Annotated in this window: 20 protein-coding genes; 10 read left to right on the top strand and 10 right to left on the bottom strand. The window is 73.8% G+C overall.

The genetic code is table 11. From position 1 onward, the window contains the following. Nucleotides 1-8: 8 nt before the first annotated feature. Nucleotides 9-389, bottom strand: a complete 381-nt coding sequence (locus DEJ43_RS01675) for an SAV_915 family protein (RefSeq protein ID WP_041661958.1) — start codon at nt 387-389, stop codon at nt 9-11. A 475-nt stretch (nt 390-864) separates the two neighbouring features. Between DEJ43_RS01675 and DEJ43_RS01680 the strand changes: the two genes are divergently transcribed. Beyond that, the gene (locus DEJ43_RS01680) at nt 865-1,560 is read left to right on the top strand and encodes a type 1 glutamine amidotransferase domain-containing protein (RefSeq protein WP_015031558.1); all 696 of its coding nucleotides are present in this window, start codon (nt 865-867) and stop codon (nt 1,558-1,560) included. A gap of 113 nt (nt 1,561-1,673) precedes the next feature. After that, entirely contained in the window at nt 1,674-2,624 is a 951-nt protein-coding gene (locus DEJ43_RS01685; protein ID WP_015031559.1) for a LysR family transcriptional regulator, read from the top strand. Nucleotides 2,625-2,648: 24 nt separating this feature from the next. On the opposite strand, the gene DEJ43_RS01690 is transcribed toward DEJ43_RS01685, so the two are convergent. Both DEJ43_RS01690 and DEJ43_RS01695 read right to left on the bottom strand, forming a co-directional pair. Then, a complete protein-coding gene (locus DEJ43_RS01690; protein ID WP_015031560.1) occupies nt 2,649-3,941 on the bottom strand; it encodes a preprotein translocase subunit SecY in 1,293 nt (430 codons plus the stop codon). A gap of 158 nt (nt 3,942-4,099) precedes the next feature. Beyond that, nucleotides 4,100-5,113 (bottom strand): GNAT family N-acetyltransferase, encoded by a 1,014-nt coding sequence (locus DEJ43_RS01695; RefSeq protein ID WP_015031561.1) that lies wholly within the window; start codon nt 5,111-5,113, stop codon nt 4,100-4,102. A 53-nt stretch (nt 5,114-5,166) separates the two neighbouring features. Between DEJ43_RS01695 and DEJ43_RS01700 the strand changes: the two genes are divergently transcribed. The 5 genes from DEJ43_RS01700 (at nt 5,167) to DEJ43_RS01720 (ending at nt 10,778) form a co-directional block, all read left to right on the top strand. Beyond that, entirely contained in the window at nt 5,167-5,796 is a 630-nt protein-coding gene (locus DEJ43_RS01700; protein WP_015031562.1) for a TetR/AcrR family transcriptional regulator, read from the top strand. A 206-nt stretch (nt 5,797-6,002) separates the two neighbouring features. Then, entirely contained in the window at nt 6,003-6,743 is a 741-nt protein-coding gene (locus DEJ43_RS01705; protein WP_015031563.1) for a dienelactone hydrolase family protein, read from the top strand. 198 nt (nt 6,744-6,941) lie between these two features. Then, a complete protein-coding gene (locus DEJ43_RS01710) occupies nt 6,942-8,963 on the top strand; it encodes an ATP-binding protein (protein WP_015031564.1) in 2,022 nt (673 codons plus the stop codon). 245 nt (nt 8,964-9,208) lie between these two features. Further along, nucleotides 9,209-10,048, top strand: a complete 840-nt coding sequence (locus DEJ43_RS01715; RefSeq protein WP_015031565.1) for a YihY/virulence factor BrkB family protein — start codon at nt 9,209-9,211, stop codon at nt 10,046-10,048. Nucleotides 10,049-10,187: 139 nt separating this feature from the next. Next, a complete protein-coding gene (locus DEJ43_RS01720) occupies nt 10,188-10,778 on the top strand; it encodes a snapalysin family zinc-dependent metalloprotease (RefSeq protein WP_015031566.1) in 591 nt (196 codons plus the stop codon). A gap of 135 nt (nt 10,779-10,913) precedes the next feature. Here DEJ43_RS01720 and DEJ43_RS01725 read toward each other — a convergent pair whose 3' ends face one another. Then, nucleotides 10,914-13,574, bottom strand: coding sequence for an NACHT domain-containing protein (locus DEJ43_RS01725; protein ID WP_233447907.1), 2,661 nt, complete (start codon nt 13,572-13,574; stop codon nt 10,914-10,916). A gap of 266 nt (nt 13,575-13,840) precedes the next feature. Then, on the bottom strand, nt 13,841-14,335 hold the full coding sequence (locus tag DEJ43_RS01730) for a hypothetical protein (RefSeq protein WP_233447908.1): 495 nt from the start codon (nt 14,333-14,335) through the stop codon (nt 13,841-13,843). Between the two features lie 215 nt (nt 14,336-14,550). Here DEJ43_RS01730 and DEJ43_RS01735 point away from each other — a divergent pair, with 215 nt between their 5' ends. Beyond that, nucleotides 14,551-16,143, top strand: a complete 1,593-nt coding sequence (locus DEJ43_RS01735; RefSeq protein ID WP_041661960.1) for an FMN-binding glutamate synthase family protein — start codon at nt 14,551-14,553, stop codon at nt 16,141-16,143. Nucleotides 16,144-16,225: 82 nt separating this feature from the next. Here the strand turns inward: DEJ43_RS01735 and DEJ43_RS01740 are convergent, their stop codons facing one another. Beyond that, nucleotides 16,226-17,062, bottom strand: coding sequence for an RNA polymerase sigma factor SigF (locus DEJ43_RS01740; protein WP_086024664.1), 837 nt, complete (start codon nt 17,060-17,062; stop codon nt 16,226-16,228). A gap of 231 nt (nt 17,063-17,293) precedes the next feature. On the opposite strand from DEJ43_RS01740, the gene DEJ43_RS01745 reads away from it, so the two are divergent. After that, nucleotides 17,294-17,713 carry an ATP-binding protein gene (locus DEJ43_RS01745; protein WP_015031571.1) on the top strand — a complete coding sequence of 140 codons (420 nt, stop codon included), beginning with the start codon at nt 17,294-17,296 and terminating at the stop codon, nt 17,711-17,713. Between the two features lie 32 nt (nt 17,714-17,745). Here the strand turns inward: DEJ43_RS01745 and DEJ43_RS01750 are convergent, their stop codons facing one another. Continuing rightward, nucleotides 17,746-18,375 (bottom strand): ATP-binding protein, encoded by a 630-nt coding sequence (locus DEJ43_RS01750; protein ID WP_015031572.1) that lies wholly within the window; start codon nt 18,373-18,375, stop codon nt 17,746-17,748. 93 nt (nt 18,376-18,468) lie between these two features. Next, complete coding sequence (locus DEJ43_RS01755) at nt 18,469-19,689, bottom strand: PP2C family protein-serine/threonine phosphatase (protein ID WP_233447909.1); 1,221 nt, start codon at nt 19,687-19,689, stop codon at nt 18,469-18,471. Between the two features lie 107 nt (nt 19,690-19,796). On the opposite strand from DEJ43_RS01755, the gene DEJ43_RS01760 reads away from it, so the two are divergent. After that, nucleotides 19,797-20,309: a MarR family winged helix-turn-helix transcriptional regulator gene (locus DEJ43_RS01760; RefSeq protein ID WP_015031574.1), complete on the top strand. Its 513-nt coding sequence runs from the start codon at nt 19,797-19,799 to the stop codon at nt 20,307-20,309. A 122-nt stretch (nt 20,310-20,431) separates the two neighbouring features. Here the strand turns inward: DEJ43_RS01760 and DEJ43_RS01765 are convergent, their stop codons facing one another. Together DEJ43_RS01765 and DEJ43_RS01770 are read right to left on the bottom strand one after the other, a co-directional pair. After that, the gene (locus tag DEJ43_RS01765) at nt 20,432-21,607 is read right to left on the bottom strand and encodes a PP2C family protein-serine/threonine phosphatase (RefSeq protein WP_015031575.1); all 1,176 of its coding nucleotides are present in this window, start codon (nt 21,605-21,607) and stop codon (nt 20,432-20,434) included. A 58-nt stretch (nt 21,608-21,665) separates the two neighbouring features. Continuing rightward, nucleotides 21,666-22,034 carry an STAS domain-containing protein gene (locus DEJ43_RS01770; RefSeq protein ID WP_015031576.1) on the bottom strand — a complete coding sequence of 123 codons (369 nt, stop codon included), beginning with the start codon at nt 22,032-22,034 and terminating at the stop codon, nt 21,666-21,668. Nucleotides 22,035-22,094 lie beyond the last annotated feature (60 nt).

The raw sequence follows: 22,094 nt of genomic DNA on the forward strand, positions 1-22,094 counted from the left end.
ATCTCCCTTCAGCTCGCGAGAGCCGTCAGCGGCCGGGGCTGCGGCCGGGCCGGCTCCGCCGTGCGACCCGACGCCGGGACGGCCGCCGCAAGAGCCGGTGCCGGTGCCGGTGCCGTCAGGACCGGGTCGATCCTCAGCTCCCGGACGTCAAGCGGGTTCATGAGGGCCCGCAGCGCGGGCTCCGACAGCCGGATCCAGGGCTGGTCCGCCCCGAGTACGGCCCTCAGCCGCGCCGGGTCGGTGAACGCGACGGCGGTCCTGTCGCCGACCGGCGTGCGGAACAGACGGGTCACGCAGCCGCGGGTTCCCGGCCGGACGGGTACGTAGAGCCGTCCGGCCGGGAACGGTTCCCCAGGTTCCGCGTCGTCTCCGTACAGGGCGTCTGCCATGGGTTCCTCCCGAGGAACGAGGCACGGTCCCCGGCACGGTCGCACCGGGGGTGTCCTCGACGCTATGCCCGGCGACCACCGCTCCCGGGGCCCTCCTAACGCTCCCCTGACGGGGACGCGCCCCATCCATACACCCCGCTGACACCGGTACGGCTGCTGGCCGGGGTGGGGTGCGGGGTGCACCCGGTCGGCGTACCTCGCGGGGTACGGCGGGAGCCACCGCGCCAGTGGCGGGAGGTCCGGCGAGCCGCCGGGCCGCCGTGTCTTTCCGCAGGCCAGGGCCTTGAGACTATTCCCCGGGAGCCATCGGACTTCCGATGGCAGCCATGGGTTTCCGCATTGGAAAGCCTTCCGGGACGGGGCTACGTTCGAGGACATCGCCACCCCGGCGGTCCCCGAGACCGGGTGCCGGGTGCCGGGTCGGCGATCACCGCCCCGGGCCGGACCCTGGCCCCCACCATCCGGGAGAACCCTCATGCCCAAGATCCTTTTCGTGCTGACCGGCGCCGACTTCTGGACCCTCGCCGACGGTACGAAGCACCCCACCGGCTTCTGGGCCGAGGAGGCCGCCGCCCCGTACGAGGCGCTGACGGCCGCCGGGTACGAGGTCGTCGTCGCGACCCCCGGGGGCGTCGTCCCCACCGTCGACAAGAGCAGCCTGGCCCCGGAGTTCAACGGCGGACAGGAGGGTGCCGACAAGGTCGCCGCCACGCTGGACTCGATGACCGAACTCAAGCACCCGCTCCGTCTGGAGGACGTGGACCTGGCCGACTACGCGGCCGTCTTCTACCCGGGCGGCCACGGCCCCATGGAGGACCTGTCCGTGGACGCCACCTCCGGCGCGCTCCTGATCGAGGCGCTGAACTCCGGCAAGCCGCTCGCCGTCGTCTGCCACGGTCCGGCCGCGCTGCTCGCCGCCACGAAGGCCGACGGCAGCAACGCCTTCGCCGGCTACCGGGTCGCCGCCTTCACCAACGACGAGGAGACGCAGTCCGGTTTCGCCGACAAGGCGAAGTGGCTCCTGGAGAGCCGGCTGGTCGAGGCCGGCGTCGACGTCCAGGTCGGCGAGCCGTGGGCGCCGAAGGTGGTCGTCGACCGCAACCTCATCACCGGCCAGAACCCGGCCTCGTCCGCCCCGCTCGCGGAGCGGCTCCTGGAGACCCTGCGCTGACGCGACCGACCGGACGCCCCCGTACGCCGAAAGGGCGCGGGGGCGTCCTGCCGTTCAGCCGTCCGAGGAGCTCCCTCCGGTCGCCCCCATAGGGACATGGGTAGGCTTCCCCCGTGAGGCATACGGATTCTGATGGGACGGACGAGGGTGCGCGGCCCCGGGCGGCGCCCGTCGCGGACCTGAATCTGCTGCGTACCTTCCTCGCGGTCTACCGCTCCGGCTCCTTCACCGCCGCGGCCGGGCTCCTGGGCCTCTCCCAGCCGACGGTGACCACCCAGATCCGCGCCCTGGAGCGGCAGACGGGACGGGAGCTCTTCGAGCGCCTGCCGCGCGGCGCCGCCCCGACCCCGGTCGCCCACGACCTCGCGGCGGGGGTCGCCGGTCCGCTCGACGCCCTCGCCGCCGCGACGGGCCACGAGACCGCGCCGCACGAGCGGGCCGCCCCCGTGCACCTCGCGGGTCCTGCCGAACTGCTCTGCACCCGGGTGCTGCCCGCCCTGGCCCCACTGGCGGCCGAAGGGGTACGGCTCCGCATCACACCCGGCCTCACCGAAGCGCTCCTCGACGAACTCCGCGCGGGCCGCCACGACTTGGTGATCGCCACGTACCGGCCGCGCGGGCGGGCCCTGACGTCCGTGCCGCTGATGGACGAGGAGTTCGTCCTCGTCGCGGCGCCCGGCTGGGCCGACCGCCTCGCGGGGCCGCTGGCCGAGGAGGGGCCGGCGGCGCTGCACGCCGTCCCCCTGGTCAGCTACGCCGAGGACCTGCCGATAGCCCGCCGCTACTGGCGCCACGTCTTCGGCTCCCGGCTGTCCCGTCCCGCCGCGGTCACCGTGCCCGATCTGCGCGGTGTGCTGGCCGCCGTCACCGCCGGCGCGGGCTTCACCGTGCTGCCGCGCTACCTGTGCGAGGCCGAGCTGGCCTCCGGCGCCCTCGTCGCCCTCCACCGGCCGGACGACCCGCCCATCAACACCGCCTACCTCACCCAGCGCCCAGGTCGTCCGGCCCACCCCGGCGTCACCCGCGTCCGGGATCTCCTCGTCGAGGCCGCCCGCGGCTGGTGACCGCGGGCGCGGCGGCGGGCCGGGTCAGCGCAGGATGGGTCCGTAGGCGTGCTGCGCGGCGAAGGACCCCAGTTGCCGCGTCGCCGGCAGCGCGGTGCCGACGGCGGCGCCGGCGACGATCAGCAGCGTCGTGGCGCTGAGGGCGAACCGCTCGGCGGGACCGTCGAGGACCAGGAGGGCGGCCACCGGGAGCAGGGCGACGACCGTCATGCAGAGGGCGGCGGCCAGGCCGATCCTCGACCGGACGTACGCGAGGTACTGGGCGGTCGGCCGGCCCATGGGGATTCCCGGGACGAACATGCCGGACCGCTTGAGGCGCTCGGCGACCTCGACGGTGTCCGGTTCGGTGCCCGCCCGGAGCCAGGCGTGCCCGAGGACGAGCAGGACGTACCCGGGCAGCAGCCACGGCCCGGCCGGGGCGGGCACGAGCAGCAGCAGGGACGCCGGGATCATCATGCCGAAGCCGCCCTGTCCGCCCCTGACCGGAACGTAGGTCGGCGCGGGGCCGAGGGGATGGCGGCCGATCATCCGCTTGGTGCGCTGGAGCGGGATGCGCCGCTCCGCCTGCCCGACGAGGACGGCGAGAACCGCCATGACGACGAGGGCGAGGACGACCGCGAGGACGACGAGCGCGGCGCGGGCGCCACCGGTCTCCCGGGCCGCGTCCGCCACCTGGCCGGGGACGACCGCGGCGAGCTGGGCGACGAGGAGGACGGAGAGTCCCTCGCCGATCCCACGGGCCGTGATGAGCCCGCTCAGCCAGAGGACGACCGCCGCGCCGGCCGTCATGCAGGCCACCAGGGTCACAGCCCCGAGCGGGCCGTCCGCGCGCTCCTGGACGAGGCCGGACTCCCCCGGGGCGCAGAGGCCGGTGAGCGGGACGCAGCCGTCGCCGTACACCCCGGTCGTCACGACCACGCCGAGGACGGCGGCCAGGAGGACGGCGAGCCATCGGGTCCGGCGCGCGAGGACGGCGGCGCCGTCCTGGCCGGACGCCGCCAGCAGCCGGACGCGCGGGATCAGCGGGCCCGCGAGGTCGGCGACGAGCCGGGCCGCGAGGGCGGGCAGGATTCCGAAGGTGAGCACCGAGAGCTCCCCGAGCCCGTCGCCGGTGAGCAGCTCGACCAGGCCGTACAGCCGCGGGTCTCCCCCGGCCGCCTCCCCGCCACCGCCGGCGTCGACGCCGGGGGCCTCGAGGGCGTCGGCTCGGAGGCCCGGCAGGGGCAGGTTCTGCCCCAGCCGGAACAGGACGACGGCCAGCACCGTGAAGAGCAACCGTTTCCGCAGCGCGGGTACGCGCAGCGCTCGTGCGAGCATGACCGACTCCCCCGTCCGTCCCACCGTCGCCGGGGCCGACGTTCGCCCCGCACCGAACGCTCGCCCCCGTGGGACACGGAGTCAACTCCCGTACAGGGTAGTGACGGAGGAGACACCTGGCGTTCGGCGGTTCTTCACGAACGGGGAAGGCGGCGCCGTCACTCGGCCACGGCGGCGGGGGCGGTCGCGGGACCCGGGGCGGGGACCGTGGCGGGAGCGTCGTCCCAGGCCAGCGAGGACATCCTCCAGCCCGCCGGGGTCAGCAGGAACTGCGTGGTCTTGTGGCCGGAGCCCTCGAACCACTCGCCGTTGAGGTAGCCGGACTTGCGGTACGCGCTGAACCGGTGGGCGATCGATCCGAAGATCTCGGTACGGGCGCTGACCTCGTGTTCGGAGAACTCCGTCAGCGTCCCGTCCGTGAGCATCCGCTGACGGGGTTCGATGAAGGCGTCGAGATCGTAGACGACGGGTTCGGCTCCGACGTTCGCGATGATCCGCCCCTGCGGGACGAAGACCTCGCGGATGACGCCGAGGTCGGGCCGGGTCCCGCCGGTGTTGGTGAAGGCGCCGACGAACACGCCCATCAGCCGGTCGAGTTCGGCCTGGACGCCGGAGCCGGGGGCCTCCCCGGCGGTGGGCCACTCCTCCGCGAGGACCGACCAGACCTCGATGTCGTGCCGCACCCCCCGGTACGGGGTGTGCCGCCGCAGCACGCCGTCGCGGGTCATGCCGAGCCGGCGGGCGGCCGCGACGCTGCGGGAGTTGCCCGCCGAGGCCCACCATTCGACCCGGCTCATGCCCCGCTCCGTGAAGGCCCAGTCGATGAGCACCCGGGAGGCCCGGTTCACCAGGCCGTGCCCCTCCCCCGCCCGCTCCAGCCAGCAGCCGATCTCGCACACCCCGGTGGCGCTGTCGAACCGGGGGAACATGACGCCGCCGACCAGGGTGTCGTCCAGCCAGATCCCGAAGATCCCGCCGTTGTCGGCGGCCCGGCGGTCGGCGTAACGCTGGAGGGTGGCGGTGGCGGAGGGCAGGTCGGTACTGAAGGTCGCCCAGGGGATCCACGGGTCGACGGTGTCCCGCGCGCGGTCGATGTGGGCGAGGAACTCCGGCGCCTGCCAGGGCTCCAGGGGGCGGAGCCGGGCACGGTCGCCGATCGGCAGGGTGAACATGTGGACGGCGCTCCCTCGGTACGTAACAAGCGTTCGGTACGTAAGCTAGCAGCATGCCCCCCGCACGTGGAGACCGCGCCGCCCGCCGTGAGGACGTATCCGAGACGGTGTGGCAGGTGCTCGCCGACAAGGGGTTCGGCGGTCTGACCCTGCGCGCCGTCGCGACCGCGATGGGCGTCTCGACCGGAATGCTCATGCACTACTTCCCGACCAAGCGGGCCCTGCTCACGCACGCCCTGGACCTGCTGGAGAAGCGCACCGCGGAACGTCCCCGCCGCGCGCGGCCCACCGAGGGCCTCGCCACCGTGCGCGTCATGCTCCTGGACATCCTGCCGCTGACCCCGGGCGACACCGCCCGCAACCGCGTCTGGGTCGGCTCCTGGGACCTGTCCCTCGCCGACGACGACCTCGCCGCGGCACAGGCCGAGCGCTACACCCGGCTGCGCGCGTCCCTCCTCCCCCACCTGGAGGCCGCCCGCGACCTGGGCGAACTCCCGGCCCTCGCCGACCTGGAACGGCTCGCCGCCTCCGCCGTCGCGTTCACGCACGGCCTCGTCGTCCAGGCCCTCTTCGACCCCGCCCGCTTCCCCGAGGAGGTCCAGACGGCGATGCTCGACGAGTTCCTCGCGTCGGCCCGCCGGCCCGCCACCGCCGCCGCGCCCGCCCCCGCCCCCGCCCCGTAGGACGAACCGGCCGTGGAGCCACGGCGAAAACCGTTTGACGGGCGAGGGACAGCGGCTGCTAGGTTCTCCGGAGGCCGTGCGAGAGAACGAGGAGGTGGTACCCGTGAACGCAGTTTCGACATGGGTGCTCCCCTCCGGGGTCACGGTCGGGCGGTAGGCAGGTCGCCCGGGAGCGCCGATCCAGCGCACTCCCGAAAGGCACGACCATGCACGTCACCTCCGAGCAGCGCCTCGACGACGGCGTACTCGAACGCACCTTCACCCTCGGGGAGATCCCCGGCATCCTGTGGACCCCGGCGGCCGCGTCCGCGTCCGCCCCGGTTCCGCTGATCCTCCTCGGCCACCCTCCCCTCGGGCTGGGCAGGATGTACCCGCGGCTGGTGGCCCGGGCCCGGCACTCGGCGGCGGAGGGCATCGCCACGGCCACCATCGAACTCCCCGGAAGCGGCGACCGGCCCCGCTGGCCCGCCGCCGACCGGGCCCGCGCCGAACTGCGCCGGGCGCTGGCGGCCGGCGAGCCGGTCACCGACGAGATCATCGACGCCCTGATCCTCCCGCTGGTCGAGAGGGCCGTCCCGGAATGGCAGGCCGCCCTGGACGCCGTCCTCGCCCTGCCCGAGATCGGCGGCCCGGTCGGCTACTCCGGCGGCGTGATCTCCATCGGCGTCCGGCTCGCGGCGGTCGAGCCGCGCATCATGGCCGCCGGACTCTTCGCCGGGAGCTTCGTACCCCGCGCCATGTTCGAGGAGGCACGGCGGGTCACCATCCCGCTGCACGTCCTGCTGCAGTGGGACGACGAGGGCAACGACCGGCAGGCGGCCCTGGACCTGTTCGACGCCTTCGGGTCGGCGGAGAAGGCCCTGCATGCCAACATGGGCGGGCACACCGGCGTCCCGGAGTTCGCCGCGGACGCCGCGGGCCGGTTCTTCAGCCGCCATCTGAAGTGAGACCGGGCATGCGTTTGGGCGTTCGCCACGGAGGGTGGTCCGGTGTGCGGCCGCGTCACCGATGGCCCGGTTCCGCGTTGGGGCTCCTGTGACGCCCTCGTTGCAGTGACGGTTCTGCAAGCGGGGCCAGCGGCTTTCCCGCCGTAACTCATGGCCTCGGAGCGGGGCGTCCGTGACGCGAGCCATGGGGGCAAGGTCGTGAAGTACCCGAACGTGTGGACACCTGCCGGTGGCTGCGAAGGCGGTCCCGGCAGCCGTTCCGGGCGGGCCGGGGACCTCGTCGGCCGCGCCGCGGAGGTGGCGGACCTGCGGGCGGCCCTCGACGGGCACCGGCTGGTGACCGTGGCGGGCGCGGCGGGTGTCGGCAAGAGCCGGCTCGCCGCCGCGGTCGCCGGTCCCCGGGCCGGTGGGCCGTGGCGGGCCATGGTCAGGGTCCGCTGGCACGACGGCGTGCCCGTCGGGCCGGGCGCGCTGACCGCGCGGGTGGTCCGTGCGCTCACCGCCGCGGCCGGGGATCCACCGGGCCCGCGGAACGCGGACGCCACCGAGGCGGCGTCCGCCGTGTCGGCCGGTGGGCTCCTGCTGGTCCTGGACGACGTCGACCCCGTCCACACCGAGTGCGCGGGGCTCGTCCAGAGGCTGCTGATGGCCGTGCCCGCACTCCGCGTCCTGGTGACCGCGCGCCGGGCCCTCGGGCTGGGTGACGAACGGGTCGTACGGCTGGCGCCCCTGGCGGTCGACTGCCCGGCGGGGGCGCCGGGGCCTTCTCCCGCCGTCGAGCTCTTCCTGTCCCGGGCGCGCGGCGGCCCGCCCCTCACGGATGACGACCTCCCCGACGTCACACGGGTGTGCCGACTCCTCGAAGGTGTGCCGCTCGCCATCGAACTGGCCGCGGGCCAGCTCGTCGAGGGAACGGTCTGTGAACTCGCGACCCGCCTGGAGACCGACCAGTGCTGGCTGACGGGCCCGGGGCCGCTGCTGCGGCGGCACCGGTCGTTGCGCGCGTCCCTCGGCGCGGTGCACGCGCTCTGCGACGAGACGGTACGGAGGGTGTGGCACCGGGCCGGGGTCTTCGCGGGCCCGTTCACCGAGGCGGCGGCGGTGCAGCTGTGCTCGGGCGACGGGATCGAGCCGCACCTGGTGCCTTCCTGCCTGGCCGTGCTGAGCGCGGCGGGCGTCCTCCAGGTGATCGGCGAACCGGGGGTGGTGCGCCCGCACCGCTACCGGATGACGCGGGCCGCCCGCGACTTCGGCGCCGAACGGCTCAGCAGGGCCGGCGAGTCGCAGGAGGTCCTGGTGCGGCACGCGATCCACTACCGGGGTGTCGCCGCCGTGGCCGAAACGCTGTGGAACATGGGGTTGCAGCACCAGGCGGCGCAGATCGTCCTGGACGAGCACGACGAGCTGATGGCCCTGGCGGGACGCCCCCAGGGCCGTACGGACGGCTCCGACGAGTCCGCGTACACGACGAACGCCCTGGAAGCGGTCCTCCACCTCTGGTTCTGGTGGGCGGCGCACGAGCGGGGCGCCGAGGGCAGCCGCCTGCTGCTCGGTCTGCTGCGGCACGTCAGGACCGACAGCCCGCTGGTGGCGCGCGGACGGTGGCTTGCCGCCTGGCTCATCACCGCGCAGGATCCCTGGACGGCGCAGCGGCTCCTCGACCTGGCCTGGCCGACCGCGGTCATGGCCGGGGACGACGCCCTCCTCGGCCGTATCGCCCACGTCCGGGGCACGCTGGCGTGGCAGAGGCGCGATCCGGAGGCGGCCACCCGGGCCTACCGTGCGGCCGCCGACACCATCCCGGAGGGGGCGGCCGGCGGACCACGAGCCGCCGTCAGCCTCGCGGCGCTGTCCGTCGTGCAGGCACAGTCCTCCCCCGAAGCGGCCGTGCGCACCGCCCACCGCGCGCTCGCCCGGCCGGACAACCACGACGACGCCTGGGCCGCCGCCCTCGCCCAGTACGCCCTCGCCCATGCCGACCACCGCGCAGGCCGCACCGGGCGGGCGCTGCGCCGCGTCCACCGCACCCTGGCCCGGCTCGACGCCGAGCCGGGGGCGGCCCCGCAGGCCCGCACCGCGCTGCTGCGCCTGCTCGACCACATCGGCCGGGCCTGCGGCACCTCACCCGAACCCGCGGGTGTGCGGCGGCCGTTCGTCCCGGTGCCGCGCGCCGGGGCACCGGCGCCGAGCACGGCACCGGAGGACAGCAGGCAGGGCTGAAGACACACCGGCACGTTCCCGGTCAGAGCGCCAGGGCCGGGGTCTGGGCGCGGCCCGGTCGGCGACGGCTACGGCTACGGCTACGGCTACGGCTACGGCTACGGCTACGGCCCGAGGGTGGCTGCCGTCAGGTGTCGGTCCTACGGTGGAGATAGCAGCGAATTCCTGGAGCGCGCCATGCTCGACATCGCGAGCGCCACAGGCGGGCCGACGGTGCCGGCCGTGGCTCGGGCGCCGGACGGCTGATGGCCGCCGGTCGCGCCGGACGGCGGTCCCCGTTCGAGCGGATACGAAGCGTGATCCGCCGGCTGCGCGCCGGGCACTGGTGGGGGCCGGTCAGCGGGCTGGAGTTGTGGCAGCGCTCGCTGGGGTTCGCCGCCCTCGGATTCCTCACCCTGGTACCGCTGCTGATCGTCGTGTCCGCGGCCGGAGCGGGCAGCGGCAAGGGCTTCGCGCAGTGGCTCGGCGACGGGCTCGGGGTCTCGGAGCCCGCCCGGGTGGAGATCGAGCGGTTGTTCGCGCTGCCGGGCCAGGTGCGGCGGGCCACCACCGCGTTCGGCCTCGCGCTGCTCGCCGTGTTCGGCCTCTCGTTCGGCACGGTGGTGCAGAGCGGCTACGAGAGGGTCTGGAACCTGCCCCCGGCCCGCTGGCGGGCCCGTTGGCGGCACGTGCTGTGGCTCGCCGTCCTCCTCGGGGTCCTGTACCTGTTCGCCGTCGCCGCCTTCTGGCGCCAGGGTCCGGGCGGGGGTGTCGTCACCACGCTGAGCGGCATCCTGTTCTTCTGGTGGTCGCAGCGGCTGCTGCTCGGGGGCCGGATCGGATGGCGCGCCCTGCTGCCCGGCGCGGTGGCCACCGTGATCGGGCTGATGGGGCTGCGGGTGTTCTCCCGGCTCGTGTTCTCGCCGCTGATCGCGTCGAGCGCCGTGACCTACGGGCCGTTCGGCGCGTTCCTGGTCATCCAGACGTGGCTGGTCGCGGTGGGCGTGGTCGTGTTCGGCGGCGCGCTGGTCGGCCGCCTCTTCGACGACGAGTTGCCCCGCGTGAGACATTCGCTGCATCGGCGCGAGCCGCCTCCGCCGGCTTAGAAGCGGTTCCGAGTGACGTACAACTCCGTTCAGAGATAGGTTCGTTGGCGAAGTCAGGCATGTCAGGCTCATGACATTCAGGGGCGCGGGAGCTTACCGTCGGATGGCCCCGGATTCCCCCCACGAATGAAGGAGCACCATGTCTCTCTCCTCATGGCTGAGGACGGCCACCGCCGGCGTCACGGTCGTCCTGGCCACGGCAACGGCCACCACGGCCACCGCCACCCCCGCACCGACGACGGAGCCGTCTGCGGTGCGCGCCGCGGCGGTCGTGACGCTTCGGTACGACGACAGCCGGGCGGCCGGCTGGGAGGCCGCCATCGCCGCCGGCGTGGCCTCGTGGAACGCCCACGTCGACAACGTCAGGCTGGTCGAGGCCGCGCCGGGCACCCGGGCGGAGATCGTGATCGTGGCGACCACCGGCTGGCCCCAGGCCACGCTCGGCCCCGTCCGACCCGGTCGGCAGGTCCGGGTCGAACTCGGCAGTCAGGCCGTGGCCCAGGGGTACGACAAGACCCGTATCGCCGCCCATGAGATCGGCCACAGCCTGGGCCTGCCCGACACCAAGCCCGGCCCGTGCTCACAGTTGATGTCGGGGTCGAGCGCCGGTACGGCGTGTGTGAACGCGGTCGCCGACGCGGCCGAGCAGGCCCGGGTCGAGGCCGCCTACGCCAACGGCGCCGCCGCCCGCTTCGTCACCGACGGCCGGACCCTCGTGGACGCGCCCTAACTCCGGGTCCGAAGGCCTCGGCCGAGGAGTCGAGGAGCGGGCCGTCCGATCGCGGTCCACGATCGGACGCCCCGTCCTCGTCCGGCGGGACGGCCGGCGACCCGCCGTTCGTCCGGGGCCGTGACCGGGCGGCGCTCATCGACGGATCCGGTAGAACTCACGTGTGGTCAGCGAGGTCGCGGCAGCGGTCCGTTGCGCCTTGGCCCCCTGGGGGTCGTTGGCCAGTGCGGCCAGGCGCCGCAGGCCGGCGGCGCGGTGGCCGTCCAGCATGGCCAGGGAACTCGCGGCGCGAACCCTGACGTCCGAGGGGACCGCGGGATCCGCGGCGAAGGACGCAAGGAGTCCGGCCGAGCGTTCGTCACCGCGCTCGGCCAGTCGGGAGGCCGCGGTGATCCGGTCCCACACGGGGGCGCCGCCGTCCCCGGCGATGCCGAGGAGCAGGGCGAACGCCTCCTCGCGGTGACCGTCGAGGTCGGCCAGCGCCGTCGCGGCGGTCGTGCGGTCGTACGCCTCCGTCGTCGTGTCGGCCGCGATGCCGCCGAGCAGGGGGGCCGCCTCGCCCTGGTGGGTGGTGGAGCGCGCCAGGAGCAGAAGCGCGCGCAGCCGGTTTCCCGGATGGACGGCACGGCCGGTCACGACGGGCCGGACCAGGTCCGCGGCCGCTTCCTCGTCCAGCTCGGCGAGTCTCTCGGCGGCCGTCAGGTGGGAGTCGCTGCCGGGCAGCGACTCCCGGGCCAGCTCGGTGAGCAGCCGGGCGGCACGATCCGCGTGGCCCGCCACGCCGGCCAGCGCCGCGGCGGCCCTCGCCCGGTCGTACGGCGGCGTGGCCGTGTCCCCCGCGAACGCGGTGAGCAGACCCACCCCGTCCTCGCGGTGGAGCCCGTCCATCTCGGCGAGGTGCCTGGCGGCGGTGACGGAGCCGTATTGGGCGAGGTCGAGCAGCAGCGCGGCGCCGGACTCGCGGTGCCCGTCGAGTTCCGTGAGCGAGTGGGCCGCCATGCAGCGGATATGGACCTCGGTCCCGGGGTCGGTGGCGCACTCGGTGAGCAGCCGCACCCCGAGGGAGCCGTGGTGGGTGAGCCGGGCCAGACCCGTCGCGGCGCCGAGCACGCTGTACGGATCCGGTGCCAGGTCCTCGATGAGCCGGAGGAGCAGCGTGGCCCCGGCCGCCTCGTGGCCTTCGAGGCCGGCCAGGATCTCGGCGGCCCACGTGCGGTGGTCCGCGTGGAGCGCGCGGTCTCCGGCGAGCCGGGCGAGCAGCTCCGCGCCGTCGTCGAGATGGCCCTCCAGCTCGGCGAGGTCCCAGGCGGCCTCCACCCGGTTGCGGTCGTCCGCGTCGGGGCTGGTCGCGAACGCGGTCAGCCACCGTGCCGCTTTCGGCCGCGGGAGGCTGCTGCCGAGCTGGAGTTGCGCCTTGAGCAGGTGGTACCCGGTGATCTCGGCGGATCCGAACAGGCCTTCCATGGCCCGTAGCGTGGCCGCGGCCAGCGGCTTCTCCGAGGCCAGCAGGGCGTCGAGGAGGAAGCCGAGGTAGGAGGGTTCGAGGCCGAGTGGATCCAGTGGCTCGACGCCGGACGTACGCCGGGCCGCCCGGCGCAGTCGGTCGCGCAGCCGCTGGGCGGGGAACAGCCGGTCGAAGAGCAGCATGCGGGCCTGCGGGTCGCGGGTGGCGTGACGGGCGGCGTGGTACTCCAGGAGCGTGCGGTGCAGGAACTCGACGTCGTCGCCCTGGCCCGCCAGAAGGCCGCAGAAACGCAGCAGCGAGGCCAGCAGTGCGTCCCACAGGGGTGGTTTGACCTTGTCGGGCCGTCGGGCGTGCGGGTGCGCGGAGAGGATCGCGGTGGCAGGAGCGCGGTTCCCGCCGATCCTCTCGTGGGCCAGGTGATCGATGAGGACCGGCAGGTGTTCCCGGGCGTTCTCGGCTGCCTTCTCGACGGTGCGGCGGTCCTCCGGGATCTGGTAGCGGTCGACCAGGGTGCGGATGGCACGGTCGTGCAGCTCGCCGACGCCCTTGTGGACGTTCTCCTCGTAGAGCAGTTCGACGAAGGACCGGAAGACTCCGGCCCGTCCGTCGGGCAGGGGACGATCGGTGTCGGCCTCGTACAGGTGGCACAGCATGGCGGTCATCAGGGGGATGCGGGCCAGGTCCTCCAGCCGGGTCCGGCGGACGCCGTGCAGGAACGCCCGGACGTGGCGGTCGGCGTCGGGCAGCGCGTGCAGCCGTTTGCGTACGTAGCTGCGGACGTCGTCGTCCGTGAAGGGCTCCAGCGTGTGGTGCCCGGTGGCGCGGGGCAGCCGGGCGAGTTCGCCGCCGGGCAGGGGGCGGGTCGCGACGAGGAACCGGTAGGGCGTGTCCGGGGTCCCGGCTTCGCGGGCGAGACGGTCGAGGAGGGCCAGCCGGGCCGTCCGGTCGGGCACCTCGTCGAGGCCGTCGACCATGACCAGCCACCGCGCGCCGGGACGCGGCGGGTGGCGGAAGAAGTCCTCGGTCAACGCCTCGCTCAGTCCGAACGGACCGTACTCCTCGGTCACCGCGTGGGCCAGGGCGGGCGCCAGCAGGGGCGCGCCGACCAGGTCACCGGCCCGGATCAGTACCGGGAAGGCGATCGTCGGAGCGTCCGCGTCGGGCTCCGGTGCCAGCAGGTGCCGGGAGGCGGACAGCAGGTGGTGCCGCAGGAGCGTCGACTTGCCCTGGCCCGGCCCGGCCAGCAGGACCCGGATGGGGTCGTCGCCGGTGAAGACGTGTTCGGCGGGGGTGGCGGTCCGCGCGCCCCGGGCCGTGGCGCGCCGCGGCACGTAGACGTCCGCCAGCGACGGTGCGTCGGGCTCCGGCGCCAGCCCGGGGTGCGGGAGTTGGTCGGCTGCCGCGCCGACGGCGCGCAGGTACGGGCGGAGCCGCTGGTCGGGGCCGCCCGTTCGGGTGGCGAACCGGCCGTCGCCGTGCTCCGGCGCGGAGCCGTAGTACGTGATGCTGCCGACGTGGCCGACCGCGAGCCCACCGTGGGTGGCCGAGATGACCGTGTCTGCCGTGATGTGCGGGGCCTGACCGCCTCCGAGCCCGCTCAGCCCTGCTGCGGACCCGGCTGCGGAGGGGTTCCGACGGTGACGTCCCGCATCCGTACCGCCGCCGCGGAACCGTGGTCGGCCCGGATGTCCACGTCGCCGTGGATCGTGGTGCCGCCGGTGGGTGCGTCCGCTCCGTCCGCCTGCGCGTGTCTCCGCAACAGGGCCCGGAGGATCGCGGCGGCCTCCTCGCGCTGGGAGCCGCTCAGGTTCTCCAGCGCCTGCTCGAAGCGGGCCTGCCAGGCTCCTTGCTGGCCGCTGCGCACGCCGGACCGTTCCTCGTCCGGCGCCGTCTCCAGGGCGGCCGCGCTGTGGTCGAGCCGTTCCAGTTCGACGCGCCGGCGGTCCCCGTCGCCCCGGGCGAACCACTCCGCCACCGACTGCCGCAGGCCCTGCCAGGCGCTGGTTCCGGCCGCCTGCACGACCGCGGCGCCTCCGGCCGCGGCCAGCGCCGTCAGCTCCTCCGCCACCATCCAACCGACCCCGTTCGTCAACGCGTTCGACGGTCGCGACGCTAGCGCACCGTGCGGCACGCCACCTGGCGTTCCCCCGGATTCGTCGCCCGGTCCTCGGCGGACGGACCGCCCGGGCGGCCGAGCACGGCACGTGCGCCGGTGATCCGGAGTCCTGGTACAACGCGCCCGGCGCGAGGGCGCGGTGCCGGGGTCGACGTGTGCTTGGCCTGGGCGATTCGGGACATACGGCCCTCATGCCGACGCTTCTTCTCCTGGTCCTCCCGGCCGTCGCCGCACTCGCCACCGGGTTGCCGGCCGTCCTGCTGTCGCCCTGGTGGTGGTGCGCGGCCGGTCCCGCTCTCCTGCTCGCCGCGGTCGCCTCGTACGACGTCGTCCAGCGGCGCCACTCGATCCTGCGCAACTACCCCCTCCTGGGGCACCTGCGGTTCGCGATGGAGAAGATCCGTCCCGAGGTTCAGCAGTACTTCGTCGAGCGGAACATCGACGGCGCTCCCTTCGACCGGGACACGCGTTCCATCGTGTACGAACGGGCGAAGGGGACCGACGCCGCCGACCCCTTCGGCACGGAGCTGGAGCTGTACCGGCCGGGCGCCGACTACCTCGTGCCCTCCATGGCCCCGCGGCCGGTTCCCACCGAACCGCCCCGGGTCCGGATCGGCGGCCCCGACTGCACCAGGCCCTACGACATGGCCCTGCTCAACGTGTCCGCGATGAGCTTCGGCTCCCTCTCCGACCGGGCGATCCGCGCCCTGAACGAGGGCGCGCGGCGCGGGGGCTTCGCCCATGACACCGGCGAGGGCGGGATATCGGAACACCACCTGGCGCCGGGCGGGGACCTCGTCTGGGAGGTCGGGACGGGGTACTTCGGCTGCCGCACGGAGGACGGCGACTTCGACCCGCTGCGGTTCGCCGAGAAGGCCGCCCTCGACCAGGTCGCCTGCGTGCTGCTGAAGATCAGCCAGGGCGCCAAGCCCGGCATCGGGGGTGTGCTGCCCGGCGCCAAGGTCAGCCGGGAGATCGCCGCGGCCCGTGGCGTCCCCGAGGGCCGGACCGTGGTCTCCCCGCCGTACCACCGCGTCTACCGCACCCCGAGGGAGCTCGTCCGCTTCGTGCGCCGGATGCGGGAGCTCGCCGAGGGCAAGCCGGTCGGGTTCAAGCTGTGCGTCGGATCGCGCCGCGAGTTCCTCGCCGTCTGCAAGGCGATGCTGGAGGAGGACGTCACGCCCGACTTCATCGTCGTCGACGGGGCGGAGGGCGGCACCGGGGCCGCGCCGCTGGAGTTCGCGGACACCGTCGGGCTCCCGCTGACCGAGGGCCTGACGACGGTCCACCGTTCCCTGGTCGGCGCCGGCCTGCGCGACCGGATCCGGATCGGCGCGTCCGGCAAGATCGCCACCGGCGGCGACATCGTCAAACGGCTGGCCCAGGGCGCCGACTACACCAACTCGGCCCGGGCCATGATGTTCGCCCTCGGCTGTGTCCAGGCCCAGCGCTGCCACACCAACACCTGCCCCGTCGGAGTCGCCACCCAGGACCGCCGGCGCGCCCGGGCCCTGGACGTCGAGGACAAGGCGCGCCGCGTCCAGCGCTTCCAGGAGGCGACGGTCGGGAGCGCCCTGCAGATCATGGCCGCCATGGGCCTCGACGAATCGGGCGGTCTGACGCCCGACATGCTGCTGCGCCGGGTCGGACCGAACACCGTCCGGTCCCATGCCGAGTTGTACGCGCCGCTCGAAGCCGGGCAGTTGCTCGTACCGGCGTCGGTCCCGCCGTCGTGGGCGGCCGACTGGAACGCCGCCCACCCCGACCGGTTCGCCCTCCGGTGACCGACCGCCCCACGCGCGGAAGGCTCCCCTGCCCCGGGGGGGGCGGAGGAGCCTTCGCGGACGGGCGAGAGGGGACGACGGATCAGCCGGTCTCCAGGAGGCCCTGGCGCAGGCTCTTGATGGTGCGCGAGAGCAGCCGGGACACATGCATCTGGGAGCAGCCGAGCCGCTCCCCGATCTGGGCCTGGGTGAGTTCCTCGACGAACCGCAGGTGGATGATCTGCCGGTCGCGCTCGTCCAGCTCGGCGATCAGCGGGGCCAGGGCGTGGAAGTCCTCCACCAGCTCCATCGCGGGGTCCTCACTGCCGATGAAGTCGGCGAGGGAGGCCTCGCTGTCCTCGTTCTCGCCGCTCAGCGCGGCGTCGAGCGACGAGGAGTGGTAGCCGTTGGAGGCCAGCCGGGCCTCGTTGACCTCTTCCTCGGTGAGGCTCATCAGCTCGGCGAGTTCCTTGGACGTCGGGGTCCGGCCCAGGCGCGTGCTCAGCTCCTCGGTCGCCTTGGCGAGTTCCACCCGGGCCTCCTGCAGTCGGCGGGGCACGTGCACCGCCCAGGAGGTGTCCCGGAAGAACCTCTTGATCTCTCCGACGATGTAGGGGACGGCGAACGTGGTGAACTCGACCTCACGCGACAGCTCGAACCGGTCGATCGCCTTGATCAGTCCGATCATGCCGACCTGGACGATGTCCTCCATCTCGTCGCCGCGGTGGCGGAACCGGCCGGCCGCGTAGCGGACCAGGCTCATGTTCATCTCGATGAGGGTGTTGCGCGCGTACTGGTACTCGTGCGTTCCCTCCTCCAGGACCGTGAGCTCCTGGAAGAAGACCTTCGACAGGGCCCGTGCGTCCTTGGGCGCGACCGCCAACGCGTCCGGAACCACCGGCAGCGTTCCCGTTCCGGCCTCGATCCTCTGGGCCGACATGGTGGTGAGCGTCACGCCGTTCTCCTTTCACGTGTGTCCCGAACCGGTCATCGTGACTCCGTGTCAGCTCGCATACCCGGGACTCCGGAGTCCACACCGACGAATTCGCCGTCGATCTTACTGCGGTGTCCGTCGGGGCCGTCGGGGCCCCTATGGGCCGCTTCTTCCGCAGGTCGCTGGGCAGAAGAAGGGTGGCCGGTCGTTCGAGAAAGAGACATGACAAGGAGAGACATGACACGGGATCCCTCACTGCGAGCCGTCGGGTGGGCTCGGTCGCTCCCCCTCGGCAGCAGTGTGAAGACGGCACGCGACTGGACGCGTGAGCATCTGGCGGCGCTCGGCTGGGACCGCACCGCACCGGACCTGGTGGACTCCGTGGTGCTCGCGGTCTCCGAACTGGTCACCAACGCGCACATCCACGCCCACAGCGACGCGCAGCTCATCCTCACCTGGGACGAGGAGTGTCTGCACGTGACGGCACACGACGCCTCGTCCCGTGTTCCCGAGCAACGGCACCCCGGCGACGACGCCCTGGGCGGCCGCGGCCTGCTGCTGATCGACGCCCTCGCCGACGATGTGCGGATCCGCTCCTGCCCGCGGGGCAAGGACGTCACCGCCTGCTTCGGCCCGCCCTCCCCCGGCCCTTCGTGATGAAGTGACGTGTTTCGGCGCCGGGTTCGCGGTCAGTCGGATCCTCGAACGTGGTCCTCGACCCGGAGGGGTTCCGTCGTGCCGGTCATGTTGTTCCTGGTGTTCTGTGTCGGAGTGGCGATGGCGTGGTGGAGCGTCGCCCCCGTACGCGGCGGCGTGCCCCGCGGCGGTGTGCGCAGGGGCCCCCGGTGACCGCCTGCGGGCGCCGCGTCGGCGTACTCCGGCAGCAGGGAGAGGCAGGCCCGGACCCGCTTCCCCTCGGCTTCCGGCTCCACGCTGACGCTCTCGCAGATGGCGACGACGATCTCGACGCCGTGCTGTCCGATCCGCCCGGGATCGTGCCCGCGGGGTACGGGGGCGGCGGCCGCGCGGTCGTACACCGAGATCTCCAGGGTGTCCCGGCGCAGCTCGAGCAGCAGCCGGCAGTGGCCGCCCGCGTGCCGGACCGCGTTGGTCACGAGTTCACTGACCACCAGTTGCGCCAGCTCGACGCGCTCGTCGGCCACCGGTGCGCCCCGCACGGGCGGGGCGGCCGCGAGGAAGTCGGCCGTGAAGGCACGGGCGGCGGCGATCGCCCCGCCGTCGGAGGACTCGTCGTAGACGACACTCGCGGACAGCAAGGGATCCCGTGCCGCAGTCTCCGCGGTCATCGCGTCGGTCATGGCGCTGGTACTCCCCTCGTCCGGGCGGTGCTCCGGGCACCTCGTACTCCGCCTTTCCCCTCTTCACGGTTCCCACACCGCCCACAACGCGGATCACACCCGAGGAGACGCGTCGGGGAGGGTCGGAGCGGGCTCCCCGCCCCTCCTCCCGTCCGGCGCCGCCGCCCCGTGGCCGCGCCAGTCGAGGCAGAGCACGAGCACGGCCTCCGGTGCTCCTCGGGAGGTGTCGAGCAGCTCCCGGACGACGGCGCCGGGGGCGTCCGCGCCGCTCAGGTGGCGGGTCCGGGCCAGGGCCCGTGCGACGGGGCCGTCCGGCGCCTCGTACGCGCCGAGGGTCCGGGGCTCGGCCGTGCCGCAGGCGACGAAGACCAGCCGGTCGCCGGCCAGGAGGCGCAGGCGCTGGGGCGCGTAGACGGTGTCCTCGAACATGCCGAGGGGCAGTTGCCGGTCGAGTTCGACCCGCTCGGTGACGTCGCCGCGGATCCGCCAGAGCGTCGGCGACCCGGCGTCGACCACCTCGGTCTCGCCGCTGGTCAGGTCGATGCGGAGCAGCAGGGCGGCCAGCGGGCTCTTGCCCCGGTACTGCCCGTAGAGCGCCTGGTCGGTGAGGCTGGCCTGGCCCACCAGGTCGAGGCCGGCCCGCCGCGCGTTGCGGATCGCCGTCAGGGCGAAGGTGCTCACCAGGGCGGCCGGGGTGCCGGGGCCCACTCCGTCGGCGACGATCAGCAGGAGTTCGTCCTCGGTCACGCTCCAGTCCAGGAGGTGCCCTCCCGAGGTGTAGGCGGGCTCCCAGTGGGCGTGGAGGTCGAACGCGGGTCCGGCGCAGGCCCGGCCCGGGAGGGTGTCCCACTGCATCTCCCCGGCGACGCTGAGGGCGTGCGTCCTGCGGGTGCTGCGGTACAGGTCGGTGTGGCGGTCGGCGACGCGCAGGGCGTGTCCGAGGGTCTCGGCGACCCGGGCGAGGCTCGCGGTGGTCTGCGGCGTGCCCCGGTCCGCCGGCACGTCGACCACGAGGACGCCGAACCGGTCGCCGCGGACCGTGACGGGAAGGTAAACGGTCGCCGTGGGCCCGACATCACGCGAAAGATATGGTTGCTGCGTGCGGAAGACGCGACCGGCGGGCCCCTCGTCCACGGGCACGTGCGGCGCCCTGGCGGGCGCCTGCGCGGGCGGCACGGGGCGCAGGGACGTGAATCCGTAGTCGACGAGGAGCAGGTCGGCGCAGGACGCGGCGTACAGCTGCGTGAGACTGGTACGGAGGGAGTCCAGCAGGAGGTGTGGTGCCGCCCCGCGCAGTGCGCCTTCCACTGTCACGTGTCGATCCACCGGATCCGTACCGCCTTCTGGAGAGATGTGGAGATGACCGGTCCGTCGCAAGGCCGACGTCCTCGGCCCCGGACGCCCGAGGAGTGTGGGCAGGCATGAACACCGACCCCGCCCCGCCGCCGCGGGAACCGCAGCAGACGGCCGAGGCCGCCCGGGAGCTCATCGAGCTGCTGGAGGTGCTGTGGGAACGCGGCCGGGACATGGTGTCGTCGACACCGGTCTCGGCGAGTCAGTTGCGCGTGCTGTACAGCCTGGACCGCGAGGAGGGCATCAGTCTGCGCACCCTGGGCGACCTGCTCGGTTCCGCGCCGCCCTCGGTGAGCCGCATGTGCGACCGGCTGGAGGCGCTGGGGTTCGTCCAGCGCCTGCCGAGCCCGGTGAGCCGGAGGCAGCTGGAGCTGCATCTGACCGTGCACGGCAAGGCGTACCTGCGAGAGCTGCGGGTGCAGCGGGAGGAAGCCCTGCTCGCGGTCATCGCCGACATGTCACCGACGAGCCGCAAGGCCCTGCTGCGGGGGCTCACGGGGTTCCACGAGGCCCTGGGAGAGGGTGGGCCGGCCGCCTCGTCACGCCCGCGCACGCCGCTGAAGGACGTCAGCTCGGCCTGATCCCGGCGCGGGGCCGGTTTCCGATCCGGCCGGGCGCGTGTCCCATGTCCCCATCGCCACCCCTGGTCGTCATGATGTGTCCTACCGGGCGCACGCCTGGTATTGCCCCAAGGATACAGTTGTCACACGGCAACTGTTGACGCGGCGCCGTGCCAGTCGAGACAGACGACCAGGGCGTCGTCCTCCAGCGAGCCGCCGCCGTGGTGGGTGCTCAGCTCACGGAGCATCGCCTGCGGGACCTGACTGGGCGGCAGCAGCCGCGTCCCCCTGAGCGCGCGGGCGAGCGCCCGGTCCCCATAGCTCTCCCCGGCCGGCGACACGGCGGCGTACACGCCGTCGCTGCCGAACAGCAGGCGGTCCCCCGGGCGCACGGTGAACCGCTCGCAGACGTAGCCGGTGTCCTCGAACATGCCGAGGGGCAGCTGCGCCTCGAAGCCGATGGACTCGACGGAATGGCCCCGCAGCCGCCACAGCCGTGGCGAACCGGCGTCCACCGCCTCCACCTCGCCCGTGGCCAGGTCGAAGGAGAGCAGGAGCACCGACACGAAGGCGGCGCCCCGGTACTGCGCGTACACGGCCTGGTCGGCCAGCGCGGCCTGGTCCGCGAGGTCGAGACCGGCCCGGCGGGCGTTGCGGAGCGCGTTGATCGCGAGGTTCGTCAGCAGGGCCGCCTCGATGCCCTCCCCCATGCCGTTGGTGACGGTGAGGGTCAGACGGCCGTCGGAGACCGACCAGTCGTAGTTGTCGCCGAAGATGGCGTAGGCCGGTTCGAGATGGGCGGCGAGGGCGAACTCGGGACGGGCGCACGAACGGCCGGGCAGCAGCTGCCACTGCATCTCCGCCGCGAGCGTGAGCCGCGTCGCCCGCCGTGCCAGGACGTACAGGTCGGTGTCCCGCTCGGCGACCAGGATCTCGTGGCCGAGCGCCTCGCAGACCTGGGCGAGCCCCGGGAGCAGGGGTCGGAGATCGGTCCCCGGGGGCAGTTCCGCCGTGAGGACGCCCAGCCGCTCCCCGCGGACGGTGACGGGCAGGTGGATCAGGACCGACGCCGGCCCGTGGACGACGTACGGCTCCTGGGCGCCGAAGGCGCGTCCCTGGGGACTGTCGTGGATCGGGACCGACGGATCGGCCCCCGGGGTGCGCTCGACGAGCTGGAGCGTCCGCAAGCCGTAGTCGGCCAGGCGGAGTTCCACCCGCAGGGCGTGGCAGCGCTCCCGCAGGGCGTCCTCGACGACGCTCACCAACCGGTGCGGAGCGGCCTGCCGGAGCGCCTGTTCGACGTCGGCGATCTCGTGCACGGTCTCCCTCTTCCTTCCTCCTGGGCCGGCTCCCGTGCCCGGGAGCCGCACCCCTGCGCTATCTGCCGCCGCCGGCCGCGGCCAGCGCCTGGGCCAGGTGGTCGTGCGGCGGGAGCGTCGTCGTCACCCCGGTGATCTCCAGGATGCGTCGCACCGCGGGGTTCGGCGCGGCGAGGTACAGGTCTCCGCCCGCCTCCCGGGCCCGGTGGACCGACCTGATGAGTACGTTCAGACCCGACGAGTCCATGAAGCCGAGCGCGGACAGGTCGAGGACGAGATGGTGCCGCCCCTCGCCGAGCTGTTCCGCCAGGTGGTCGGCGAGCCGGCCGGCCGTGTCCATGTCCAGCTCACCCGCCACGGACAGCACGGCCGTGCGGGCGTCACGGATCTCGACGTCGACATCCAGGTTCGGTTCGCGCTCGGACATGTTTCCCTGCTTTCCGTGTGGGGGGAAGGTCGTGGGACGGACGGACGGACGGACGGTCGG

This window comes from Streptomyces venezuelae ATCC 10712 (assembly GCF_008639165.1).
Classification (GTDB): domain Bacteria; phylum Actinomycetota; class Actinomycetes; order Streptomycetales; family Streptomycetaceae; genus Streptomyces; species Streptomyces venezuelae.

Coding starts and splice junctions, on each gene's coding strand:
- DEJ43_RS01680 (WP_015031558.1), top strand. CDS start 865: ATGCCCAAGATCCTTTTCGTGCTGACCGGCGCCGACTTCTGGACCCTC.
- DEJ43_RS01735 (WP_041661960.1), top strand. CDS start 14,551: ATGCCGACGCTTCTTCTCCTGGTCCTCCCGGCCGTCGCCGCACTCGCC.
- DEJ43_RS01745 (WP_015031571.1), top strand. CDS start 17,294: ATGACACGGGATCCCTCACTGCGAGCCGTCGGGTGGGCTCGGTCGCTC.
- DEJ43_RS01715 (WP_015031565.1), top strand. CDS start 9,209: ATGGCCGCCGGTCGCGCCGGACGGCGGTCCCCGTTCGAGCGGATACGA.
- DEJ43_RS01705 (WP_015031563.1), top strand. CDS start 6,003: ATGCACGTCACCTCCGAGCAGCGCCTCGACGACGGCGTACTCGAACGC.
- DEJ43_RS01695 (WP_015031561.1), bottom strand. CDS start 5,113: ATGTTCACCCTGCCGATCGGCGACCGTGCCCGGCTCCGCCCCCTGGAG.
- DEJ43_RS01675 (WP_041661958.1), bottom strand. CDS start 389: ATGGCAGACGCCCTGTACGGAGACGACGCGGAACCTGGGGAACCGTTC.
- DEJ43_RS01700 (WP_015031562.1), top strand. CDS start 5,167: ATGCCCCCCGCACGTGGAGACCGCGCCGCCCGCCGTGAGGACGTATCC.
- DEJ43_RS01720 (WP_015031566.1), top strand. CDS start 10,188: ATGTCTCTCTCCTCATGGCTGAGGACGGCCACCGCCGGCGTCACGGTC.
- DEJ43_RS01770 (WP_015031576.1), bottom strand. CDS start 22,034: ATGTCCGAGCGCGAACCGAACCTGGATGTCGACGTCGAGATCCGTGAC.
- DEJ43_RS01690 (WP_015031560.1), bottom strand. CDS start 3,941: ATGCTCGCACGAGCGCTGCGCGTACCCGCGCTGCGGAAACGGTTGCTC.
- DEJ43_RS01760 (WP_015031574.1), top strand. CDS start 19,797: ATGAACACCGACCCCGCCCCGCCGCCGCGGGAACCGCAGCAGACGGCC.
- DEJ43_RS01750 (WP_015031572.1), bottom strand. CDS start 18,375: ATGACCGACGCGATGACCGCGGAGACTGCGGCACGGGATCCCTTGCTG.
- DEJ43_RS01740 (WP_086024664.1), bottom strand. CDS start 17,062: ATGTCGGCCCAGAGGATCGAGGCCGGAACGGGAACGCTGCCGGTGGTT.